Below are 18,177 nucleotides of genomic sequence, written 5' to 3' on the forward strand. Positions count from 1 at the left end.
GATGGACCGCTCAAAGCTCTACCGCCGTTTTCGCACGCTCCTGATCGCCAACCGCGGCGAGATCGCCTGCCGCGTGATCCGCACCGCGCGCGCCATGGGCCTGCGCACCGTGGCCGTCTATTCCGAGGCCGACCGCGACGCGATGCATGTCGCGCTCGCCGACGAGGCCGTGCTGCTCGGTCCCGCACGTGCCCGTGACAGCTATCTCAACGTCGAGCGGCTGATCGAGGCCGCGCGCAAGACCGGCGCGGAGGCGATCCATCCCGGCTACGGCTTCCTGTCGGAGAATGCCGAGTTTGCGCAGGCGTGTTTCGACGCCGGCCTGGTCTTCGTCGGCCCGACCGCGGCGATGATGACCGCAATGGGCTCGAAATCCGGCTCCAAGGCGCTGATGGAGAAGGCCGGCGTACCGCTGGTGCCCGGCTATCACGGCGAGGCCCAGGACGATGCCACGCTGGCGAAGGCGGCCGAGAAGGTCGGTTTCCCCATTCTGGTGAAGGCGTCCGCCGGTGGTGGCGGCCGCGGCATGCGCATCGTTCGCTCGGCGGATGAACTCGCGCCTGCGATCGTCAGTGCGAAGCGCGAGGCCAAGGCCGCGTTCGGCGACGACCGCATGCTGATCGAAAAATATGTCGACAATCCCCGCCACATCGAGGTGCAGGTGATCGGCGACAGCCACGGCAATCTGCTGTCGCTGTTCGAGCGCGAATGCACACTGCAGCGCCGCCACCAGAAGGTGATCGAGGAGGCGCCGTCACCGACGCTCAATGCGGCCCAGCGCGAGACGGTCTGCGCCGCCGCGCGAAAAGCGGCCGGGGCCGTCAACTATGTCGGTGCCGGCACCATCGAGTTCGTCTCCGACGGCAAGGACGTGTTCTTCATCGAGATGAACACGCGCCTTCAGGTCGAGCATCCCGTGACCGAGCTGATCACCGGCATCGACCTGGTCGAGTGGCAGTTGCGCGTCGCCTTCGGCGAAGCGCTGCCACTCGAACAAGATCAGATCAAGCTCAACGGACATGCCGTCGAGGCTCGGGTCTACGCGGAGAACCCGACCAAGAACTTCATGCCCTCGGTCGGCAAGATCTCGACCTGGCGGTTGCCGGCGGAAACCGGCGGCCTGCGCATCGACGCGGGCTATCGCGAGGGCGATGCCGTCTCGCCGTACTATGATGCGATGCTAGCGAAGATGATCGCCTGGGCGCCGACGCGTGATGTCGCGATCGAGCGGCTGAACCGCGGGCTTGAGGACTCAGACGTTCGCGGCATCGTCACCAATATCCCGTTCCTCTCCGCCCTGATCACGCATCCGAAGGTGAGGGCGAATGCGATCGACACCGTCTTCATCGAGCGCGAGCTGGCGGTGCTGACGCAGGCACCGCCGGCGCCAAGCGAGCTCGAGCTCTGCGCCGCGGTGGCCGCTGTGATCAAGGACGAGCGGCAGGCCGCGCAGGCGGAAGCGAATTCGCCCTGGCAAACCTTTGGCTGGATGCCGGTCGGCCGCCGCCAGCGCAGCTTTGCGTTCCGCGTCGGCCACGGGCCGGAGCAGAAGGTTAGGCTGAACTACGGCAGCGGCCCGTCCACACTGGTGATCGGCGAGCGCGAGCTGGCGTTCACGATCGTGGTGAAGGACGGCGGCTTCGATCTGACGCTTGACGGCGTCAAAACGTCGGTCGCGGCCGTGATCGATGGTCATGAGCTGTATTTGCGCACGCGCAACGGGCGATTCGACCTGCATTGGGTCGATCCGTTCGGCGGCGAGATGGAGGAGCAGGCCGGCGCGGACAAGATCGCGGCGCCCTTGCCGGGTACCGTCGTCGCCGTGCTGGCGGAGGAGGGTGCCAAGCTCGAGAAGGGCGCGCCGATCCTGACGCTGGAAGTGATGAAGATGGAGCAGACGCTGCGCGCGCCCTATGCCGGCGTGCTGAAGTCCATCAAATGCAAGGTCGGCGACATCGTCCAGGAGGGCGTCGAGCTCGCCGTGGTCGAGCCTTCCGGAGAATGAGATGAGCGATCCCGTCCGCATCATCGAAATGGGGCCGCGCGACGGCCTGCAGAACGAGAAGACGGCGGTCAGGGTCGAGGCCCGCATCGCCTTCATCGAGGCGCTGGTCGCGGCCGGCCTCAATACAGTCGAGGTCGGCGCCTTCGTCTCGCCCAAGGCGATCCCGCAGATGACGAGCTCGGACGCCGTGCTGCGCGGCGTCAGCCACCTGACCGGCGCCGAATTCCACGTCCTGGTGCCGAACGAGAAGGGCTATGACGCCGCGCGCGCGGCCGGCGCCAAGATCGTCTCGGTGTTCGCGGCGGCCTCCGAGGGCTTTTCGCGGGCCAACATCAATTGCACGGTCGCGGAGTCCATCGAACGGTTCAAGCCGGTGCTGGCACGCGCCAAGGCCGATGGTGTGCCGGTTCGCGGCTATATCTCATGCGTGCTCGGTTGTCCGTTCGACGGCGAGATCAAGCCGAAAGCCGTCGCCGATCTCGCCACCACGCTGTGGGAGCTCGGCTGCTACGAAATCTCGCTCGGCGACACCATCGGGGTCGGCACGCCCGAAAAGGCGAAGGAGATGCTGCGCGCGGTCAGCGCCAACATCCCTCCCGCCAACCTCGCGATGCATTTCCACGACACCTACGGCCAGGCACTCGCCAATCTCTATGCCGGGCTGGAGCAGGGCGTCCGCGTCATCGACGCCGCCGCCGGCGGCCTCGGCGGCTGTCCCTACGCGCCTGGCGCGACCGGCAATGTCGCGACCGAGGACGTCGTCTATATGCTCGAGGGCATGGGCGTCAGGACGGGCGTCGACATGGATCGGTTGCTGGCGGCGACGAACGAGATGAGCGGCGTGCTGGGCAAACCGCCCGTGAGCCGCGTGGCGTCCGCGCTGAACGCTAGGAGGAAGCGCGCGACTTCCTAATTCCCGTCATTGCGAGCGCAGCGAAGCAATGACGGTGGACGCAGCAGCTACCTGCTCCCGTCCGGCCCCATCACCAGGTCCGGCAGCCCGGTCGAGATCTCCGGCACGAAGCACAGCAGCAGCACCGCGACCATCATCAGCAGCACGAACGGCAACGTGCCCCAGATCACTTCGCGCAAGGGGATGTCGGGCGCGACGTTGCGGATGACGAAGATGTTGAGGCCGACGGGTGGATGGATCAGCCCCATCTCCATCACGATGGTCATGACGACGCCGAACCAGATGATGTCGAAATTGGCGGCGCGGAGCGGCGGCAGGATGATCGGCGCGGTCATGAGAATGATCGAGACCGGCGGCAGGAAGAAGCCGAGTACGACGACCATGACGAGGATCGCGAACAAGAGTCCCCAGCGCGGCAGATGCATCGCCACGACGGATTCGGCGGCCGATTGCGAGATGTGGAGATAGCTCATCACGTAGGAGTAGAGCAGCGACATGCCGATGATCATCATCAGCATGGTCGATTCCCGGATCGTTGATTTCAGGATTGGGGCGAGGTCGCTCGGACGCCACACGCTGTAGATCGCCGCGATCAATGCCAGCGCCAAGAGGCCGCCGAGGCCAGCGGTCTCCGACGGCGTCGCATAGCCGCCATAGAGCGCGATCATGACGCCGGTGAGCAGCAGCACGAAGGGGATCACGCGCGGCAGCACACTGAAGCGTTCCGCGAGCGTGTATTCGTCACGGGCAAGGATCGCAGCTTCCGGGCCGCCGTTCTTGTAGATCGCTTCGGCCGCGGCATATTCCTGGCGGAAGCGGATCACGGCGTAGACGCCGAACAGCGAGACCAGCAGCAGGCCGGGCCCGATGCCGGCGAGGAACAGCCGTCCCAGCGATTTTTCGGCGGCGACCGCAAACAGAATCATGGTGATCGACGGCGGCAACAGGATGCCGAGCGTGCCGCCGGCGGCGATGATCCCCGCGGCAAAACCGCCGGAATAGCCGCGCTTGCGCATCTCGGGGATGCCGGCCGAGCCGATTGCCGAGCAGGTCGCGGGCGAGGAGCCCGCCATCGCCGCAAACAACGCGCAGGCGAACACATTGGCGACGCCGAGGCCGCCGGGGACGCGGTGCAGCCAGGCGTGCAGGGCCGAGTAGAGATCCTGGCCCGCGCGCGACTTGCCGATCGCGGCGCCCTTCAGGATGAAGAGCGGAATCGACAGCAGCGTGATCGACGCCATTTCCTCGTAGACGTTCTGCGTCACCGTATCGAGGGAGGCGGCGGGCATGTAGATGCCCATGAACACGACTGCGACCGCGCCGAGCGCGAACGCGATCGGCATGCCCGAAAACATTACGACCAACGTCGCGATTCCATAGGCGAGGCCGATACCGAAAACACTCATGAACGCCTGGCTCCAGCGAAAGGCAGCGCAAGCTGCACGAGGATCTGGACGCAGAGCAGGCTCATGCCGAACGCCATCAGCGAATATGGGATGGCCAGCGGCGGCGACCACATCGAGTTCGAGACCTGGCCGTCGACATAGGCTTCATGCGCCAGCGTCCAGGACTTCCAGGCGAAGAAAGCGCAGAACAGAAGCGTCACGGCGTCGACCAGCCAGAGCCTGATCCGGTTCGCCAGCGGTGAGAGCAGGCCGACGAAGGCCTCGATGCCGATGTGACCGCGGTTCTGCTGCACGTAGGCGGCCGTCATGAAAGTGGCGCCGACCAGCAGGAACACCGCTGCCTCGTCCTGCCAGTAATTGGCAGCCTTGAACAAGGCGCGGCTGAGCACGCTGTAGCTCAGGATGGCGCAGGCGGCGATCAGTGCAATCGCGGCAAACACGACGATGATGTTGTTGAGGATGGCGAGACCGCGATCGATCGCCGCCGCAAGGCCGGTCCTTGCGGCAGCGTTTGCCTGGTCGTCACGATCCGGAAGCGGACCGTGGCTCATGCGGCGACGTCGGTCGCGAGCTTGAGCAGGTTGGCCGAGGTCGCGGTCTTGGCACCGTAGTCCTTCCAGGCGGTGTCGCGGGCGATGTCACGCCACTTGCCAACGGTCGCGGCATCGAGCACCGAGACCTTGGCGCCGGCCTTTTCGTAGACCTTGGCGACCTCGACGTCGTCGTCCTGCGCGCCCTTGCGGCCGAAGGCTTCGAGCTCGGTGCCGACTGCGAGCAGGACGTCCTGCTGGTTCTTCGGCAGCTTGTCGAAGATCGCCTTCGACATCATCAGCGGCTCGAGCATGAACCAGTAGGACGCGCCCGCGCCCGAGGTCAGCGATTTCGCGACCTCTTCCAGGCGGAACGAGATCAGGCTGGTCGAGGAGGTGATGCCGGCATCGCAGGCACCCGTCTGCATCGCTGCGTAGATTTCGTTCGAGGGCACCGACAGCACGGATGCGCCGGCGGTCTGCAGCACCATATCCATCTCGCGAGAGCCGCCGCGCACCTTGAGACCCTTGGCATCTTCGGGGGCCACGATCGGCTTGGAGCGGCTGGCGACGCCGCCGGCCTGCCACACCCAGCTGAGCAGGATGATGCCCTTGTCGGCGAGGAAGTCGGTCAAGGCCTTGCCGACCGGCTCCTTCTTCCAGCGCATGCCCTGGTCGTAGGTGGTGACGAGGCCCGGCATCAGGCCGATATTGGTTTCCGGCAATTCGCCGCCGGCATAGGGCATCGGATAGAGGCTGATGTCGAGCGCGCCCTTGCGCATCGCGGAGAACTGCGCGTTGGTCTTGATCAGGGAGGAGTTCGGATAGATCTCGGCGGCGATGTCGCCATTGCTGCGCTTGGTGACTTCGGCGGCGAACATGCGGCAGAGCCGGTCGCGGAAATCGCCCTTATCGACGGTGCCGCCGGGGAATTGATGCGAGATCTTCAGCGTGGTCGCGGCATGCGCGGTGCCGGTGCCGAAACGGAGAATGGCGGGTGCGGCGACGGCGGTCGCAATCAGGTGGCGGCGCGTAAGCATGGCGTGATTCCCTTGGACGGTTTCTTGGACGGTTTTTTGGACGGTTCTTTGGAGGGCCTTGTTTGCCGTGATTTTGGGTTGGTCTTTGAGACCGTGCTGAAGCCCATCCTAGCCGGTCTTTCGGACAATGTTCTCTCATCTGATAGTTCGAGACCGAATGCCGCGGCAAGTGCCGGCCATGCTGCGTTGCACACTTCTGATTTACTGCATCAGCGGCAATTGCCGCGGAAATTTATCAGCGGCCGCGTAACAACGCCCCGTGGCAATCCGTCGAGATCAGATAGCGGCGTCCGTCGCTGACAAACCTCATCTCGAAGGGAAGACCAGTCATGACCATTCGTACCCGCATCGCGCTCGGCGTTTCAGCGGCCATTCTCTCGCTCGGCCTCGCGCTGTCGCCGGCTGCCTTTGCCCAGGACAAGATGGGCAAGGATGAAGGCATGATGAAAAAGGACACGATGTCCAAGGACGGCATGAAGAAGGACACCATGTCCAAGGACGACGGCATGAAGAAGGACACGATGTCGAAGGACGGGATGAAGAAAGACGACGGGATGATGAAGAAGCACTGATCTTCCATCGTCGAGGAGGCGCTTGCGACAGGCAGACGCGCGCCAAAAATCCGGGGGCGGTCACGTAGACCGCCCCCGGAGTATTGTTTCAGTCCAAATTCAATTGAACGTGACTTGCGAGCGTTAGACTTGCGAACGTTACTTGCGCTTCGCCTTACGGGCGGCGTAGCGGGCGTCTCGCTTGGCCTTTTGATCGGCCTCGGCTTCGGCCGCCTTCGCGACGGCTTCTTCGGCTTCGCGGGCGATCCGCGCGGCCTCGAGCGCGGCAACCTCTTCTTGAAGGCGCTTCTGCTCGGCCTTTTCCGTCTCGCGCGCAGCCTTTGCCTCGGCGCGCTTGGCCGCAAGGGCCTCGCGCTCCGCACGCTTCGCCACAACCGCCGGATCATCCGGCCCCGGCTGCGACTTGAATTTGTTCAAAAGGTTTTTGCGTGCTTCCTGTGCCGCCTTTTGCCGGTCGGAGAAGCCTGGTTCCCTAAATCCACTCATCGGCGAACCTTGTCATCCTCGCTTTCGATCCTACATCACTGCCTGTTGGTACGTCGGCTGGGCATAGCGGGCGCCGCGCGACGCAGATGCGTGTACATCGGCGCGCGCCGTGATGCCACCTATAATCGCAGCCGATCAGGTAGACGAAAATCGCCGCCCCCGACGATCTCTCGTAGCCCCGAAAAACTGCCGAATTGTGATGTCCCTCATAAGGGGGCACCAGGGCGGTGCCTAGCGTCCGCCCGGGTATGAGACGCGGAGCACGGGTATGACGATCTCAAGACTGAGCCTGAAGGCGCTCGCAATCGCCGTCGCGGTGGCAGCCCTGGCCGGTGCGGCGCTGCTCCTCGCTGGCCCGCAGCCGATCGAAAGTGCCGTCTTGGGTGCAGATTGGGAATGCACCCAGACCGCGTTTGTACTTACGACCTGCGCACCGCGGGTCCAGCAGGCGATCCCGGCGGTCGAAACCTCGCGCAAGGAAGCGATCCGGCCCACTCGAGGCTAACCGGGAGAAGCTTGGGCGGGATGTCACGCCACCCCGCAGAGGTGATAAAGCCCGCTCGCCCCGTAATCGGTCAGCCATGTCCAAGTCCGAAGCCAATTCCGAGCCTAAGTCCAAAGCTAAGCCCGAATCGGGCGCTAAGCTCAAATCCCCTCCAAAACCTCAGGCCGGTGACAACCGCCGCGGCGCCATCGCCGGCTTGATCATCGCGATCGTGATCCTCGGCGTCGGCTGGTGGCTCGCCCGCGATCTCACCTCCGCGAGCAAGATGCAGGACTGCCTGATGTCCGGGCGAAGCAACTGCAATGTGATCGAGCCGGCCCGCTAGAGGCACTCCAGAGCGGCCCGGGCGGACGGAAAAATGTCGTGATCTTAATCATTTGTAACGGGACTGGGCGACCAAAGCAGGTCAGTCATGTCAGCCGGCATCAGCTCAGCGCGAGCCGAATCGTCTATCGCGCGAGGCATCACGGCCATTGACGGCAATCGAGAGAGTAGGGGGCAAGCACGCATGAGTGCGTCCAGTCGCATCAAGATCATCATTCCCTTGGTTTCGGCCATGGCATTGCTCGCCGTCCCGGCGCAGGCTCAGGACGCCAGACCGCCGAGAGACGCCGCCCAGCCATCGGCCGGGCCAGGCGGCGGCGCGCCGCCTCAGAACATGCGCAAGGGTCCGCCGCCGCAGCAGGCTGTCCGGCCCGCGCCACAGCCCGGCGGCCAGCCCCACGCTGGCGGTCCTGGTCATGCAGGTCCAGGTGCAGGTCCTGCGCCGCGCAATGCCGGCGGTCCGCCGCCCGGACGCAATTACGCCAGGGGTCCCGCGCCGGCGCGCGATTGGGGCGGACACGCCTATCGCGGCCATCTCGCCTGGGATGGCGGACGCTGGCGCCACGAAGTCCACAACGGCCGCTCCGGCTGGTGGTGGGATGTGGGCGGCGCGCGGTATTATTATCCGCAGCGGATGGAGGGGCCCCCGGCCTACATTTCGGAGGATTATTACGACGACGTGCCGGTCGCCTACGCCCCACCCGTCGCCTACGAACCGCCGCCGCCTCCGCCGCCAGCCGACCCCGGCGCGAGCGCCCTTGGCGGCGCCATTGTCGGCGGTGTGCTGGGCGGCCTGATCTCGGGCAACGCCTCGGGTGCGGCCGCAGGCGCCGTGATCGGCGGTGCCACCGGCGCGATCGCCGGCGCGACGGCTGCTTCGCGCCCCGGCTACTATCTGGCCCAGGGCAACTGCTACTACCGTTATCCGAGCGGCCAGTATGTGCAGGCCGATCCCCGCGCGTGTTACTGAGCACTCCAGGCGAGAGCTGAAGCGAAGAGGCGGGCCAAGATCCCGCCTCTTTTCGTTTGGCGCTGGCCGTCAGCTGGCCGGGAATTAAAGAGGATCGGCCCGCGCCTCAGGACACCAGCCAGCCGAAGAACGCGATCGCGGCCCAGACCAGGCCTGCGATCCAGGCCAGCATCACGATGCCGATGGTCGCCAGATATGCGATGCCGAGCGGGTCGGATCGTTCGCGCCGCGTCGGGACGGCAATTTCGGCTGCGGCTTCTTGTGTCATGACGGGAATATCTCCCAAGCCTTCTCGCTCTCTGGGAGCGCTGAAGACTGTTTAGCGGAGACGCCGGGCGCCGGCTGTGACGCACTTCACAGATCGGTGCGCGTCAAGCCCACAATGGTTGCCGGTCGTTCGACAGATGCGTGAGTTGGATCGCGTCGCAAATCCGTGTGGGGAGGCATTAACCCCGCAATCATACGGACGAAATTGCCACGCGCTTGTCCAGATCGTCCGGCTAGAATTGGCTTCATGTGTACCAAGTACGATCCACAGCATGAAGCCGAGGCGGCGATGAAGCGCGCCGTGGCGGCCGAAGGTCCCGACCGGCAACGTCTCATCGAGCTGGCCCTGGCCTGGCATCAACTCGCCCGCGACCGGCGCGAAGATCGAACGGACTGAGCCCACACTCTTACGAGAGAACCGGTATTCACAGAAAAACCCCGTGCTCGGGGGACAAGCACGGGGTTCTCGAGAGCCGATCGGGGCTGGCAAATCGGCACCACTGGATTTCGAACGCGTCGATCGCAGGTTCGTTCCGCGCCCCTTCAATTCTTTTCGCGCGAGATCAAGGACGACCGGGCGGGAGGCGCGTGCAGGTGGAACGTCGGTTCCCCCGCGACGTTGAGCCGCTATGACCGATCCCGAGTTGCGCGCACAATCCTTCGAGATTGCCTGGAAGTATCTCGACCAATCCGGCCTGCTGACTGGCGAGCGCAGGGACGCGGCCCGATTCATCCTGCACAGGATCGACCGCATGATGCTGGCTGGCGAAAGGCGACGATTGCTGCTGTCCAACGCCGCGATCGATGCCTACCGCTTCCGGCCCGCGCTCGTGACGCTCGACGCCTGACGCAAGACGCCGAAACGCGACGTTAAGACTCGTTCGGATGACGATTTCCGATCGCGATTCGTTTCGCGGAACGAAGCGGAGCAGGATCGTGAACAAACAAAAAGCCTGCAAAGGGCTGCAGTGTGTCAGGCAGCTTCCGACTTTGGCACCGCGTCGGCATTCACCGAGAGCTTGACGACATCGCCTTCGACAGCACCCACATATTTCGTGTCGATGTAATGATGATGGTCCTTGTGACCTTCCGGGCTGTCCTTCCGCGTCAGCTTGATGCGGTTGCCCTCGACGCGGTCGACGGTGCCGACAGGTGCGCCGTCCTTGCCGATGATCTTCATGTGCTCTCTGATCTCGCTCATGATGTTCTCCCTATGAAGTGTCAACGGCGAGGGCCGGTCTTTGTTGCAAGGATGAGCGGGCCCGGCTGTTGGAGCCAATGCGTTCGCCGAACGTTGAAAGGCAGTCGCAATTGCCAAGACCACCATCATCAAGATCCGCATGGAGACCTCCGAGGCCTATCTCGAACGAAAGCACAGGGAAATCGGGCTGCTGAACGATTGCCTGAGGAGCCCGCTGCATTTGGCTCGGCCGCAATCGGTCGAGGAGGTTGTAGACTCCAAATTTCAGCTCGCCGCCGCGCTGCGCGCGGAGCATGCGCTGCAGGACTGGAAGGCGACGGAGACGGCTTGGTCGCACGCGGCGTCTCCCTCCAGCGGTCCGTTCGTGTTCAGCTACGATTATCAGCGCGCGGACCTCAAGGTGTGCGGTCCCTCGTTTTATGAACTCGAGCGGGGCTGCAGGAGCGAGGCGATCTATACCGCCTCCGGCATGGCCGCGATCTCCGCAATGCTGCTCGCGTCCGCACGAACTATCGGCAAGGCAGACGTCGTAGTGCTGCCGGGCACCTACGGCGAGACAGTGGAGCTGATCGAGAGCCTCGTCCCCCATTTGCGGCTTGTGACCGCCAGGCTGCCGCTGGGTGAAACGTTTGATGCGGCGGCCGCGCCACGGCTTCTGCTGCTGGATTCATGCGCCCCTGCCGGGGCGTTCGAGGCGGCTCTGCGCTGCGACGGTTCGGGGCTCGACCTGTTGATCTTCGACACGACATGTTTCGCCGGCAGGTCAGGGCGTATCCGGCGCGTCCTGAGATGGGCCGCGCGATGGGACATCCCCGTCGTGTTGGTGCGAAGTCACAACAAGCTGGATTCGCTCGGCGTGGAATATGGCCGGCTGGGCTCTGCCGTCTTCGTGCATTGGAGCCGGAAGGACCTCAAGGCAGGCCAGCTGCTGTCCGAAAGCCTGGCGGCGGAAACCCGCAATGCCGTCCGGCTTCTCGGTGGCGCGGCGTTGCCGGCGCACTTCCCGCCATTCGTGGGCTCGGCGGCCTATTGGGCCCTGACGAAAAGGCGCGTCTCGGCAATCCTGCGCAACGGTCGCCACACGGCGCGATATTTCGCCTCCGAGCTCGCTTGGCTCTCGGCCGAGCTGCATTTCACCCACGGCCTCTATGTCACGCTTCGCGGCAGGCGCGCCCTCGATGAGGCGACCGCGCGGCAGGCGGCCGACGACATGAGCCGCGACCTGAGCGGCAAAGGCTTCCCCATTCGCCACGCCGGCAGTTTTGGTTTTGATTTCGCGGCGACCGAGTGGTTTCACGACGCGACCACGGATCGGTACAGCGTCCGGGTCGCCGTGCCGGATCTGCCGACCGAGGTGTGGAAGGCGCTTGCGGCGGCGATCGCCGAGTGGTGGGCGCGACATCAGGGCAACACTGAAGGGTGAGTACGGTGCAAGGCCATGACAGAGCGACCGAAAGCGTTTCCTTACAGGGAATGCACATGGCATGTTTCAGACGAACAGTCCCAGCAATGGCTTGCGGTGCTTGAAAAGACGGGTGCAGCCAACGTCCGAGCGCGCCTCGCCCAGACCGACGCGGCATCCGCAGGAGCGATCGCGATCGGAACCGCGCCCGTCATGACGATCGGGTTCGCCCAGGAATGGCTGAACTGGAAAGATAATCAAAAATCCGAGGCGGATATCGAACGGCACGAGCGGCAGATCTGGTGGACCCGGACCGCGGCAATCGCCGCATCGGTCGCCGCCTTGAGCGCACTGTTCGGCTGGATTTGGACGATCTTCATCCGGGGGAATAACGGCCTATAACAAACATGATTGTTACGTTGCGCATACATCCGCGAGACGAGAGCGGCTACAAACTGCGCTGTTTCAATCGATCGCCAGGCATTCTTCCACGGCCGGCTTCTGGTGGTCGCGACGCGCCCACGCCTGAACGGCGAACGCGAGTTGATGCTGACTCGCTGCCGCGTCCGCGATAGTGGCCCGGGCCGTCGCGATGGGCTTTGTGACCACACCGGAGTTCACGACTCCCGCGTCAACTGCCAGAAACGATATTGCCACAACCGCCACCGCAGATGCGATAGCCATTCTCGTCAAGTCGGATAGTGGCATCGAAGTCCTTATCGGGCGCACGTCGCTCGGCGGATAGATAGGGCTCGTTTGCCCGGATCAAAGCCCGGAGCGAGGCGACCCACGCGTTCGTGAAGGACAGCGGACCCTGCGGGCGCGCGTCGTAGACCGGGCTCACCATGAGCGCTTGAACCTGAAAATGGCGATCCCGGCAGGAATCGAACCTGCAACCCTCAGAGTAGAAATCTGATGCTCTATCCAGTTGAGCTACGGGACCGTCTTGAGCCCCCCTGGTTGGGGCCGGCTGTTCATCTACCATGCCATTATGAAAAATATCGTCTTTCGCCAAGTCTGAACCGAACCGTTTTCCGCGAAGCCGCGACAAAGCGGAACGGTGGGGTGTCAGGGTGCCGGGTTGAGCGACAGCGGACTGGACGATGGATCACATCGCCGGGAACGCTGGCCAGCTTCCGGGACACGGCCGCCGGACGACTGGTCGGGTATTGCTGCGCCATCAGGACGGCGTGCGCGGCGGTAGCTTGATCGGTCTCCTCTGGGCCTGCCTTGTCATGGCGAATGCGACGATCTGCACCTTTGGTTCCATCGCCTTGAGTCCGTCACCTTTCCGCGCATTTCATGCGACAAGCGGCGTTCGTCCGCGATTTCCGGGAGTCCATCCATGATCGGTCTTGTTCGCGCCGTCACACTCTGCGCCACGCTGGCGTTCGGCCTTAGCGTAGCGCAGGCCGCCGACAAAGCCTTCAAGCGGGACGACCTCGCCGATTCCGCGATCAAGCTGGAGGCGCAGATCAAGGGCGAGGCGGGGCCGGTCGCCAAGACTGGCGCGAGCTTGCGCACCGACGCCGATGCTGCCTTCCGGCGCAACGACTATCGCACCGGCCTGTCGGTGCTCGGCCAGATCGCGGCGACCACGCCGGAGGATGCCGGCAACTGGCTGCGGCTGGCGAAAGTCATCTTCCAGATATCGCCGAAGAGTTCGAGCGAGCAGACGTTCCTGCTGGAGCGCGCCTCGACTGCCGCCTACATCGCCTACCAGCGTGCCGCTAATGCGGGCGAGGAGGCCGACGCGCTCGCGGTGCTCGGCAAGTCGCTGTCCGAACGCAAGCTGTGGCGGCCGGCGCTGGATGCGCTGCGGCTGTCGCTCGACATGCGCGAGGTCGCCGATGTCCGCGGCCAATATGAGAAGATGCGTGACGAGCACGGTTTTCGGCTGCTCGACTACACCGTGGACTCGGACTCCGCCAGTCCACGCGCCTGCTTCCAGTTCTCGGAGGAGCTGGCAAAACGCACCGATTTCGCGCCGTACCTCGCGCTGGCGGGCCAGGACAAGCCGGCCCTGTCGGCCGAGGGCAAGCAGCTCTGCGTCGACGGGCTGAAGCATGGCGAGCGCTACAACATCAATCTGCGCGCCGGCCTGCCGTCCACCGTGAAGGAGGGCCTGCCGAAATCGGCCGAGTTCAACGTCTATGTGCGCGACCGCAAGCCGTTCGTGCGCTTCACCAGCCGCGCCTATGTGCTGCCGAGGACCGGCCAACGCGGCATTCCCGTGGTCAGCGTCAACACGCCAGCCGTCAACATCAACGTGTTCCGGATCGGCGACCGCAATTTGATCAACACGGTGGTCGACAGCGATTTCCAGAAGACTCTGTCGAAATACCAGCTCAGCGATCTCGGCGGCGAGCGCGGCGTGAAAGTCTGGACCGGCGAGCTCGCGACCGCGATGACGCTGAACCAGGACGTCACCACCGCATTCCCGGTCGACCAGGCGCTCGGCGAACTGCAGCCCGGCGTTTATGTGATGACGGCCGCGGCCAAGGGGCCAGGCTCGGACGACGACTACCAGCTCGCCACCCAATGGTTCATCGTGTCCGATCTCGGCGTCACGGCCTATTCCGGCAATGACGGCATCCATGTCTTCGTGAATTCGCTGGCCTCGACCGATCCGGTCGGCAAGGCCGAGGTGCGGCTGGTCGCGCGCAACAACGAGATCCTGGCCACCCGCAAGACCGATGAGAGCGGCCATTTGCTGTTCGAGGCGGGGCTTGCGCGCGGCGAGGGCGGTCTGTCGCCGGCGATGCTCACCGTGACCGGTGAGAAGGTCGACTATGCCTTCCTCAGCCTCAAGTCCTCCGCCTTCGACCTGTCGGACCGTGGCGTTTCGGGCAGGGCCGTGCCTGCGGGCGCCGACGCCTTCGTCTATGCCGAGCGCGGCGTCTACCGCTCCAGCGAGACCGTCTATCTGACCGCGCTGTTGCGCGACGGGCAGGGCAACGCCGTCACCGGCGGGCCGATGACCCTGGTGATCGAGCGCCCCGACGGCGTCGAATACCGCCGCGCCGTGCTGGCCGACCAGGGCGCCGGCGGGCGCACCCTGTCCGTCCCGCTCAACTCGGCCGTCCCGACCGGGACCTGGCGGGTGCGCGCCTTCACCGATCCGAAGGGCTCTTCGGTCGGCGAAACTACCTTCATGGTCGAGGACTACGTCCCTGATCGGATCGAATTCGACTTGTCTGCCAAGGACAAGCTGATCAAAGCTAACGCTCCAGTGGAGCTTAAGGCGGACGGTCATTTCCTCTATGGCGCGCCGGCCTCCGGGCTGGCGCTCGAAGGCGACATGCTGGTCGCGCCCGCGTCGGAGCGGCCGGGCTTTGCCGGCTACCAGTTCGGCGTTGCCGACGAGGAGGCCACCTCGAACGAGCGCACGCCGCTGGAGAACCTGCCGGAAGCTGACGCCAACGGCGTTGCCACCTTCCCGGTCACGCTCGACAAGCAGCCGGCCTCGACGCGACCGCAGGAGGCGCAGATCTTCGTCCGCATGGTCGAGACCGGCGGCCGCGCCGTCGAACGCAAGATCGTGCTGCCGGTCGCGCCTGCTGCTGCCATGATCGGCATCAAGCCGCTGTTCGGCGACAAGAACGTCGCCGAGGGCGACAAGGCCGAGTTCGATGTCGTGTTCGTCTCGCCCGAGGGTGAGAGGCTTCGCCGCGACGGCCTGCGCTACGAGCTCCTGAAGATGGAGTCGCGCTACCAGTGGTATCGCCAGAGCAATTACTGGGAGTACGAGCCGGTCAAATCGACCTCGCGCGTCTCCGACGGCGACGTGACCGTTGCCGCGGACAAGCCGTCGCGGATTTCGCTGACCCCACGGCCCGGCCGCTACCGGTTGGATGTGAAGTCGAACGACGCCGACGGCCCAGTGACCTCGGTGCAGTTCGACGTCGGCTGGTATTCCGACGGCAGCGCCGACACACCGGACCTCCTGGAGACCTCGATCGACAAGCCGCAATACGCCTCGGGCGACACGATGACCGTGTCGGTCAACGTCCGCAGCGCCGGCAAGCTGACGGTCAACGTGCTCGGCGATCGCCTGCTGACGACGCAGACCATCGACGTCAAGGAAGGCACCGCCCAGGTGAAGCTCCCGGTCGGCAAGGACTGGGGCACCGGCGCCTATGTGGTGGCGACGCTGCGCCGTCCGCTTGATGCGGCCGCGCAACGCATGCCGGGCCGTGCCATCGGCCTCAAATGGTTCGGCATCGACAAGCAGACCCGCACGCTCCAGGTGAAGCTGACGCCGCCGGCTCTGATCCGGCCAAATGCGATGTTGAAGATCCCGGTCAAGCTCGACGGGCTCAATCCGGGCGAGGACGCCAAGATCGTCATCGCTGCGGTCGACGTCGGCATCCTCAATCTCACCAATTACAAGCCGCCCGCGCCGGACGACTATTATCTCGGTCAGCGCCGCCTGAGCGCGGAGATCCGCGATCTCTATGGGCAACTCATCGACGGCATGTCGGGCACGCGCGGGCAGATCAAGTCCGGCGGCGACGCTGGTGCCGCCGAGCTCCAGGGCTCGCCGCCCGCGCAAAAGCCGCTCGCGCTCTATTCGGGCATCGTCACCGTTGCCGCCGACGGCACGGCAGAAGTGAGATTCGATATTCCGGAGTTCGCCGGCACCGCGCGCGTGATGGCGGTGGCGTGGACCGCGACCAAGCTCGGTCGCGCCAACATCGACGTCGTGATCCGCGATCCCGTGGTGCTGACCACGACCCTGCCGCGCTTCCTGCTCAACGGCGACCACGGCACGGTCAATCTCGAGATCGACAATGTCGAAGGGCAGGCCGGCGATTACGTCATCAACGTGAAGACGGGCGGGCCGGTGAAGATGACCGGCAATCCCGCAACCACGGTCAAGCTCGCCGCCAAGCAGCGCAACTCCTTCTCGCTCGCTATCGACGCGACGGCGGCGGGGCAGGCGACGCTCGACGTCGACATCAAGGGGCCGAATGGCCTGGCGCTGGCGCGCCATTATGCGCTCGACGTCAAGGCGGCGACGCAAGTCCTGGCGCGGCGCTCGATCCGGACGCTCGCGAAGGGCGAGAGCCTGACGTTGACCTCGGATATGTTCGCCGATCTCGTGCCGGGAACCGGCAGCGTCTCGGTCTCAGCCAGCCTGTCGACTGCGCTCGATGCAGCGACGATCCTCAAAGCGCTCGACCGCTATCCCTATGGCTGCTCGGAACAGATCACCAGCCGGGCGATGCCGTTGCTCTATGTCAACGAGCTTGCTGTCGGCGCGCATCTGGCCATGGACACCGAGGTCGACCAGCGCATCCACGACGCCATCGAGCGGCTGCTGGCTCGCCAGGGCTCGAACGGCTCGTTTGGGCTGTGGTCGGCCGGTGGTGACGATGCCTGGCTCGATGCGTATGTGACGGACTTCCTGACCCGCGCCCGCGAAAAGGGTTTTGTGGTGCCGGATGTGCTGTTCAAGACTGCGCTGGATCGTATCCGCAACTCCGTCGTCAACGGCAACGAGCCGGAGAAGGACGGCGGCCGCGATCTCGCCTACGGCCTCTATGTGCTTGCGCGAAACGGCGCGGCGCCAATCGGCGACCTCCGCTATCTCGCCGACACCAAGCTCTCCAACCTCGCAACTCCCATCGCGAAATCGCAGCTCGCCGCGGCGCTCGCGCTGGTCGGCGACCGCAACCGTGCGGAGCGGGTCTATGGCGCAGCCCTCGACAGTCTCGCCCCAAAGCCGGTGCTGGAGTTCGGCCGCACCGACTATGGCTCGCAGCTCCGCGATGCCGCAGCGCTGGTGTCGCTTGCCAGTGAAGGCAATGCTCCGAAGGCGACGCTGACGCAGGCGGTGTCGCGGGTCGAGACCGCGCGCGGGCTGACGCCCTACACCTCCACGCAGGAGAATGCGTGGCTGGTGCTGGCGGCGCGCGCGCTCGCCAAGGAGAGCCTGTCGATGGAGGTGGACGGCCAGCCGGTCAAGACCGCGCTGTACCGCAGCTACAAGGCTGCGACCCTGGAAGGCAAGCCGCTGAAGATCACCAACACCGGTGATGCGCCGGTGCAGGCGGTGGTCTCGGTGTCGGGCTCGCCGGTGACGCCGGAGCCCGCGGCATCGAACGGCTTCAAGATCGAGCGCAGTTTCTTCACGCTCGACGGCAAGCCCGCCGAGATCAGCAAGGTCAAGCAGAACGACCGCTTCGCCGTGGTGCTCAAGATCACCGAGGCCAAGCCCGAGTACGGCCACATCATGGTGTCCGACTATCTGCCGGCGGGCCTCGAGATCGACAATCCAAAACTGGTGTCGTCGGGTGACAGCGGCACGCTGGGCTGGATCGAGGATGGCGAAGAGCCCGAGGATACCGAGTTCCGCGACGACCGCTTCACGGCTGCCGTCGACCGGGCCTCGGATTCCAAGGCGGTGTTCACGGTGGCCTATGTCGTGCGTGTGGTCTCGCCCGGCAAATACGTGCTGCCGCAAGCCTATGTCGAGGACATGTACAATCCCTCGCGCTACGGCCGCACCGGGACCGGCACGGTCGAGGTGCGGGCGGCGAAGTGAGTGATG

Annotated in this window: 17 protein-coding genes and 1 tRNA gene; 11 read left to right on the forward strand and 7 right to left on the reverse strand. The window is 64.9% G+C overall.

Annotation, left to right across the window (positions count from 1 at the left end; genetic code table 11):
• The first annotated feature begins 1 nt into the window (after position 1).
• Positions 2–2,005, forward strand: coding sequence for an acetyl/propionyl/methylcrotonyl-CoA carboxylase subunit alpha (locus tag IVB41_RS21460; RefSeq protein WP_247434567.1), 2,004 nt, complete (start codon positions 2–4; stop codon positions 2,003–2,005).
• A 1-nt stretch (position 2,006) separates the two neighbouring features.
• Entirely contained in the window at positions 2,007–2,918 is a 912-nt protein-coding gene (locus tag IVB41_RS21465) for a hydroxymethylglutaryl-CoA lyase (RefSeq protein WP_247434570.1), read from the forward strand.
• 47 nt (positions 2,919–2,965) lie between these two features.
• On the opposite strand, the gene IVB41_RS21470 is transcribed toward IVB41_RS21465, so the two are convergent.
• Genes IVB41_RS21470 through dctP form a run of 3 tightly spaced genes read right to left on the reverse strand, consistent with a single transcriptional unit; the run spans position 2,966 to position 5,894 of the window.
• Complete coding sequence (locus IVB41_RS21470) at positions 2,966–4,324, reverse strand: TRAP transporter large permease (RefSeq protein ID WP_027569941.1); 1,359 nt, start codon at positions 4,322–4,324, stop codon at positions 2,966–2,968.
• Positions 4,321–4,875, reverse strand: a complete 555-nt coding sequence (locus IVB41_RS21475) for a TRAP transporter small permease (protein WP_027517812.1) — start codon at positions 4,873–4,875, stop codon at positions 4,321–4,323. Before IVB41_RS21475 ends, IVB41_RS21470 begins: the two co-directional genes overlap by 4 nt.
• Positions 4,872–5,894 (reverse strand): TRAP transporter substrate-binding protein DctP, encoded by a 1,023-nt coding sequence (gene dctP, locus IVB41_RS21480; RefSeq protein WP_247397891.1) that lies wholly within the window; start codon positions 5,892–5,894, stop codon positions 4,872–4,874. The genes IVB41_RS21475 and dctP overlap by 4 nt, the downstream gene beginning before the upstream one ends.
• A gap of 329 nt (positions 5,895–6,223) precedes the next feature.
• On the opposite strand from dctP, the gene IVB41_RS21485 reads away from it, so the two are divergent.
• Complete coding sequence (locus tag IVB41_RS21485) at positions 6,224–6,466, forward strand: pentapeptide MXKDX repeat protein (RefSeq protein ID WP_247397893.1); 243 nt, start codon at positions 6,224–6,226, stop codon at positions 6,464–6,466.
• Between the two features lie 138 nt (positions 6,467–6,604).
• Here IVB41_RS21485 and IVB41_RS21490 read toward each other — a convergent pair whose 3' ends face one another.
• Entirely contained in the window at positions 6,605–6,952 is a 348-nt protein-coding gene (locus IVB41_RS21490) for a DUF6481 family protein (RefSeq protein ID WP_247434574.1), read from the reverse strand.
• Positions 6,953–7,220: 268 nt separating this feature from the next.
• On the opposite strand from IVB41_RS21490, the gene IVB41_RS21495 reads away from it, so the two are divergent.
• The 3 genes from IVB41_RS21495 (at position 7,221) to IVB41_RS21505 (ending at position 8,751) form a co-directional block, all read left to right on the forward strand.
• Positions 7,221–7,457 carry a hypothetical protein gene (locus tag IVB41_RS21495; RefSeq protein ID WP_247286132.1) on the forward strand — a complete coding sequence of 79 codons (237 nt, stop codon included), beginning with the start codon at positions 7,221–7,223 and terminating at the stop codon, positions 7,455–7,457.
• A 76-nt stretch (positions 7,458–7,533) separates the two neighbouring features.
• Positions 7,534–7,782, forward strand: a complete 249-nt coding sequence (locus IVB41_RS21500; protein ID WP_247434577.1) for a hypothetical protein — start codon at positions 7,534–7,536, stop codon at positions 7,780–7,782.
• A gap of 183 nt (positions 7,783–7,965) precedes the next feature.
• Positions 7,966–8,751: a hypothetical protein gene (locus tag IVB41_RS21505; RefSeq protein WP_247397899.1), complete on the forward strand. Its 786-nt coding sequence runs from the start codon at positions 7,966–7,968 to the stop codon at positions 8,749–8,751.
• 106 nt (positions 8,752–8,857) lie between these two features.
• On the opposite strand, the gene IVB41_RS21510 is transcribed toward IVB41_RS21505, so the two are convergent.
• Positions 8,858–9,019 (reverse strand): hypothetical protein, encoded by a 162-nt coding sequence (locus IVB41_RS21510; protein ID WP_199198412.1) that lies wholly within the window; start codon positions 9,017–9,019, stop codon positions 8,858–8,860.
• Positions 9,020–9,265: 246 nt separating this feature from the next.
• Between IVB41_RS21510 and IVB41_RS21515 the strand changes: the two genes are divergently transcribed.
• A complete protein-coding gene (locus tag IVB41_RS21515) occupies positions 9,266–9,415 on the forward strand; it encodes a hypothetical protein (protein WP_247434580.1) in 150 nt (49 codons plus the stop codon).
• Between the two features lie 232 nt (positions 9,416–9,647).
• Positions 9,648–9,866, forward strand: coding sequence for a hypothetical protein (locus tag IVB41_RS21520; RefSeq protein WP_247434583.1), 219 nt, complete (start codon positions 9,648–9,650; stop codon positions 9,864–9,866).
• Between the two features lie 125 nt (positions 9,867–9,991).
• Here IVB41_RS21520 and IVB41_RS21525 read toward each other — a convergent pair whose 3' ends face one another.
• Positions 9,992–10,219, reverse strand: coding sequence for a DUF2171 domain-containing protein (locus IVB41_RS21525; RefSeq protein WP_063994351.1), 228 nt, complete (start codon positions 10,217–10,219; stop codon positions 9,992–9,994).
• 139 nt (positions 10,220–10,358) lie between these two features.
• Between IVB41_RS21525 and IVB41_RS21530 the strand changes: the two genes are divergently transcribed.
• A complete protein-coding gene (locus IVB41_RS21530; protein ID WP_247434586.1) occupies positions 10,359–11,642 on the forward strand; it encodes a hypothetical protein in 1,284 nt (427 codons plus the stop codon).
• A gap of 15 nt (positions 11,643–11,657) precedes the next feature.
• Positions 11,658–12,023: a hypothetical protein gene (locus tag IVB41_RS21535; RefSeq protein WP_007610194.1), complete on the forward strand. Its 366-nt coding sequence runs from the start codon at positions 11,658–11,660 to the stop codon at positions 12,021–12,023.
• Positions 12,024–12,487: 464 nt separating this feature from the next.
• On the opposite strand, the gene IVB41_RS21540 is transcribed toward IVB41_RS21535, so the two are convergent.
• Positions 12,488–12,564 (reverse strand) — tRNA-Arg (locus IVB41_RS21540).
• Between the two features lie 402 nt (positions 12,565–12,966).
• Here IVB41_RS21540 and IVB41_RS21545 point away from each other — a divergent pair.
• Positions 12,967–18,171, forward strand: a complete 5,205-nt coding sequence (locus tag IVB41_RS21545; protein WP_247434589.1) for an alpha-2-macroglobulin — start codon at positions 12,967–12,969, stop codon at positions 18,169–18,171.
• The last annotated feature ends 6 nt before the right edge of the window (positions 18,172–18,177 follow it).

This window comes from Bradyrhizobium sp. 44 (genome assembly GCF_023073095.1).
In the GTDB taxonomy this organism is placed as follows: Bacteria; Pseudomonadota; Alphaproteobacteria; order Rhizobiales; family Xanthobacteraceae; genus Bradyrhizobium.

Bases quoted from the DNA above. Each gene is read 5' to 3' on its own strand.
- IVB41_RS21495 (WP_247286132.1), top strand. From the start codon at position 7,221: ATGACGATCTCAAGACTGAGCCTGAAGGCGCTCGCAATCGCCGTCGCG.
- dctP (WP_247397891.1), bottom strand. From the start codon at position 5,894: ATGCTTACGCGCCGCCACCTGATTGCGACCGCCGTCGCCGCACCCGCC.
- IVB41_RS21460 (WP_247434567.1), top strand. From the start codon at position 2: ATGGACCGCTCAAAGCTCTACCGCCGTTTTCGCACGCTCCTGATCGCC.
- IVB41_RS21515 (WP_247434580.1), top strand. From the start codon at position 9,266: ATGTGTACCAAGTACGATCCACAGCATGAAGCCGAGGCGGCGATGAAG.
- IVB41_RS21535 (WP_007610194.1), top strand. From the start codon at position 11,658: ATGACAGAGCGACCGAAAGCGTTTCCTTACAGGGAATGCACATGGCAT.
- IVB41_RS21505 (WP_247397899.1), top strand. From the start codon at position 7,966: ATGAGTGCGTCCAGTCGCATCAAGATCATCATTCCCTTGGTTTCGGCC.
- IVB41_RS21545 (WP_247434589.1), top strand. From the start codon at position 12,967: ATGATCGGTCTTGTTCGCGCCGTCACACTCTGCGCCACGCTGGCGTTC.
- IVB41_RS21475 (WP_027517812.1), bottom strand. From the start codon at position 4,875: ATGAGCCACGGTCCGCTTCCGGATCGTGACGACCAGGCAAACGCTGCC.
- IVB41_RS21465 (WP_247434570.1), top strand. From the start codon at position 2,007: ATGAGCGATCCCGTCCGCATCATCGAAATGGGGCCGCGCGACGGCCTG.
- IVB41_RS21470 (WP_027569941.1), bottom strand. From the start codon at position 4,324: ATGAGTGTTTTCGGTATCGGCCTCGCCTATGGAATCGCGACGTTGGTC.
- IVB41_RS21490 (WP_247434574.1), bottom strand. From the start codon at position 6,952: ATGAGTGGATTTAGGGAACCAGGCTTCTCCGACCGGCAAAAGGCGGCA.
- IVB41_RS21510 (WP_199198412.1), bottom strand. From the start codon at position 9,019: ATGACACAAGAAGCCGCAGCCGAAATTGCCGTCCCGACGCGGCGCGAA.
- IVB41_RS21485 (WP_247397893.1), top strand. From the start codon at position 6,224: ATGACCATTCGTACCCGCATCGCGCTCGGCGTTTCAGCGGCCATTCTC.
- IVB41_RS21500 (WP_247434577.1), top strand. From the start codon at position 7,534: ATGTCCAAGTCCGAAGCCAATTCCGAGCCTAAGTCCAAAGCTAAGCCC.
- IVB41_RS21530 (WP_247434586.1), top strand. From the start codon at position 10,359: ATGGAGACCTCCGAGGCCTATCTCGAACGAAAGCACAGGGAAATCGGG.
- IVB41_RS21520 (WP_247434583.1), top strand. From the start codon at position 9,648: ATGACCGATCCCGAGTTGCGCGCACAATCCTTCGAGATTGCCTGGAAG.
- IVB41_RS21525 (WP_063994351.1), bottom strand. From the start codon at position 10,219: ATGAGCGAGATCAGAGAGCACATGAAGATCATCGGCAAGGACGGCGCA.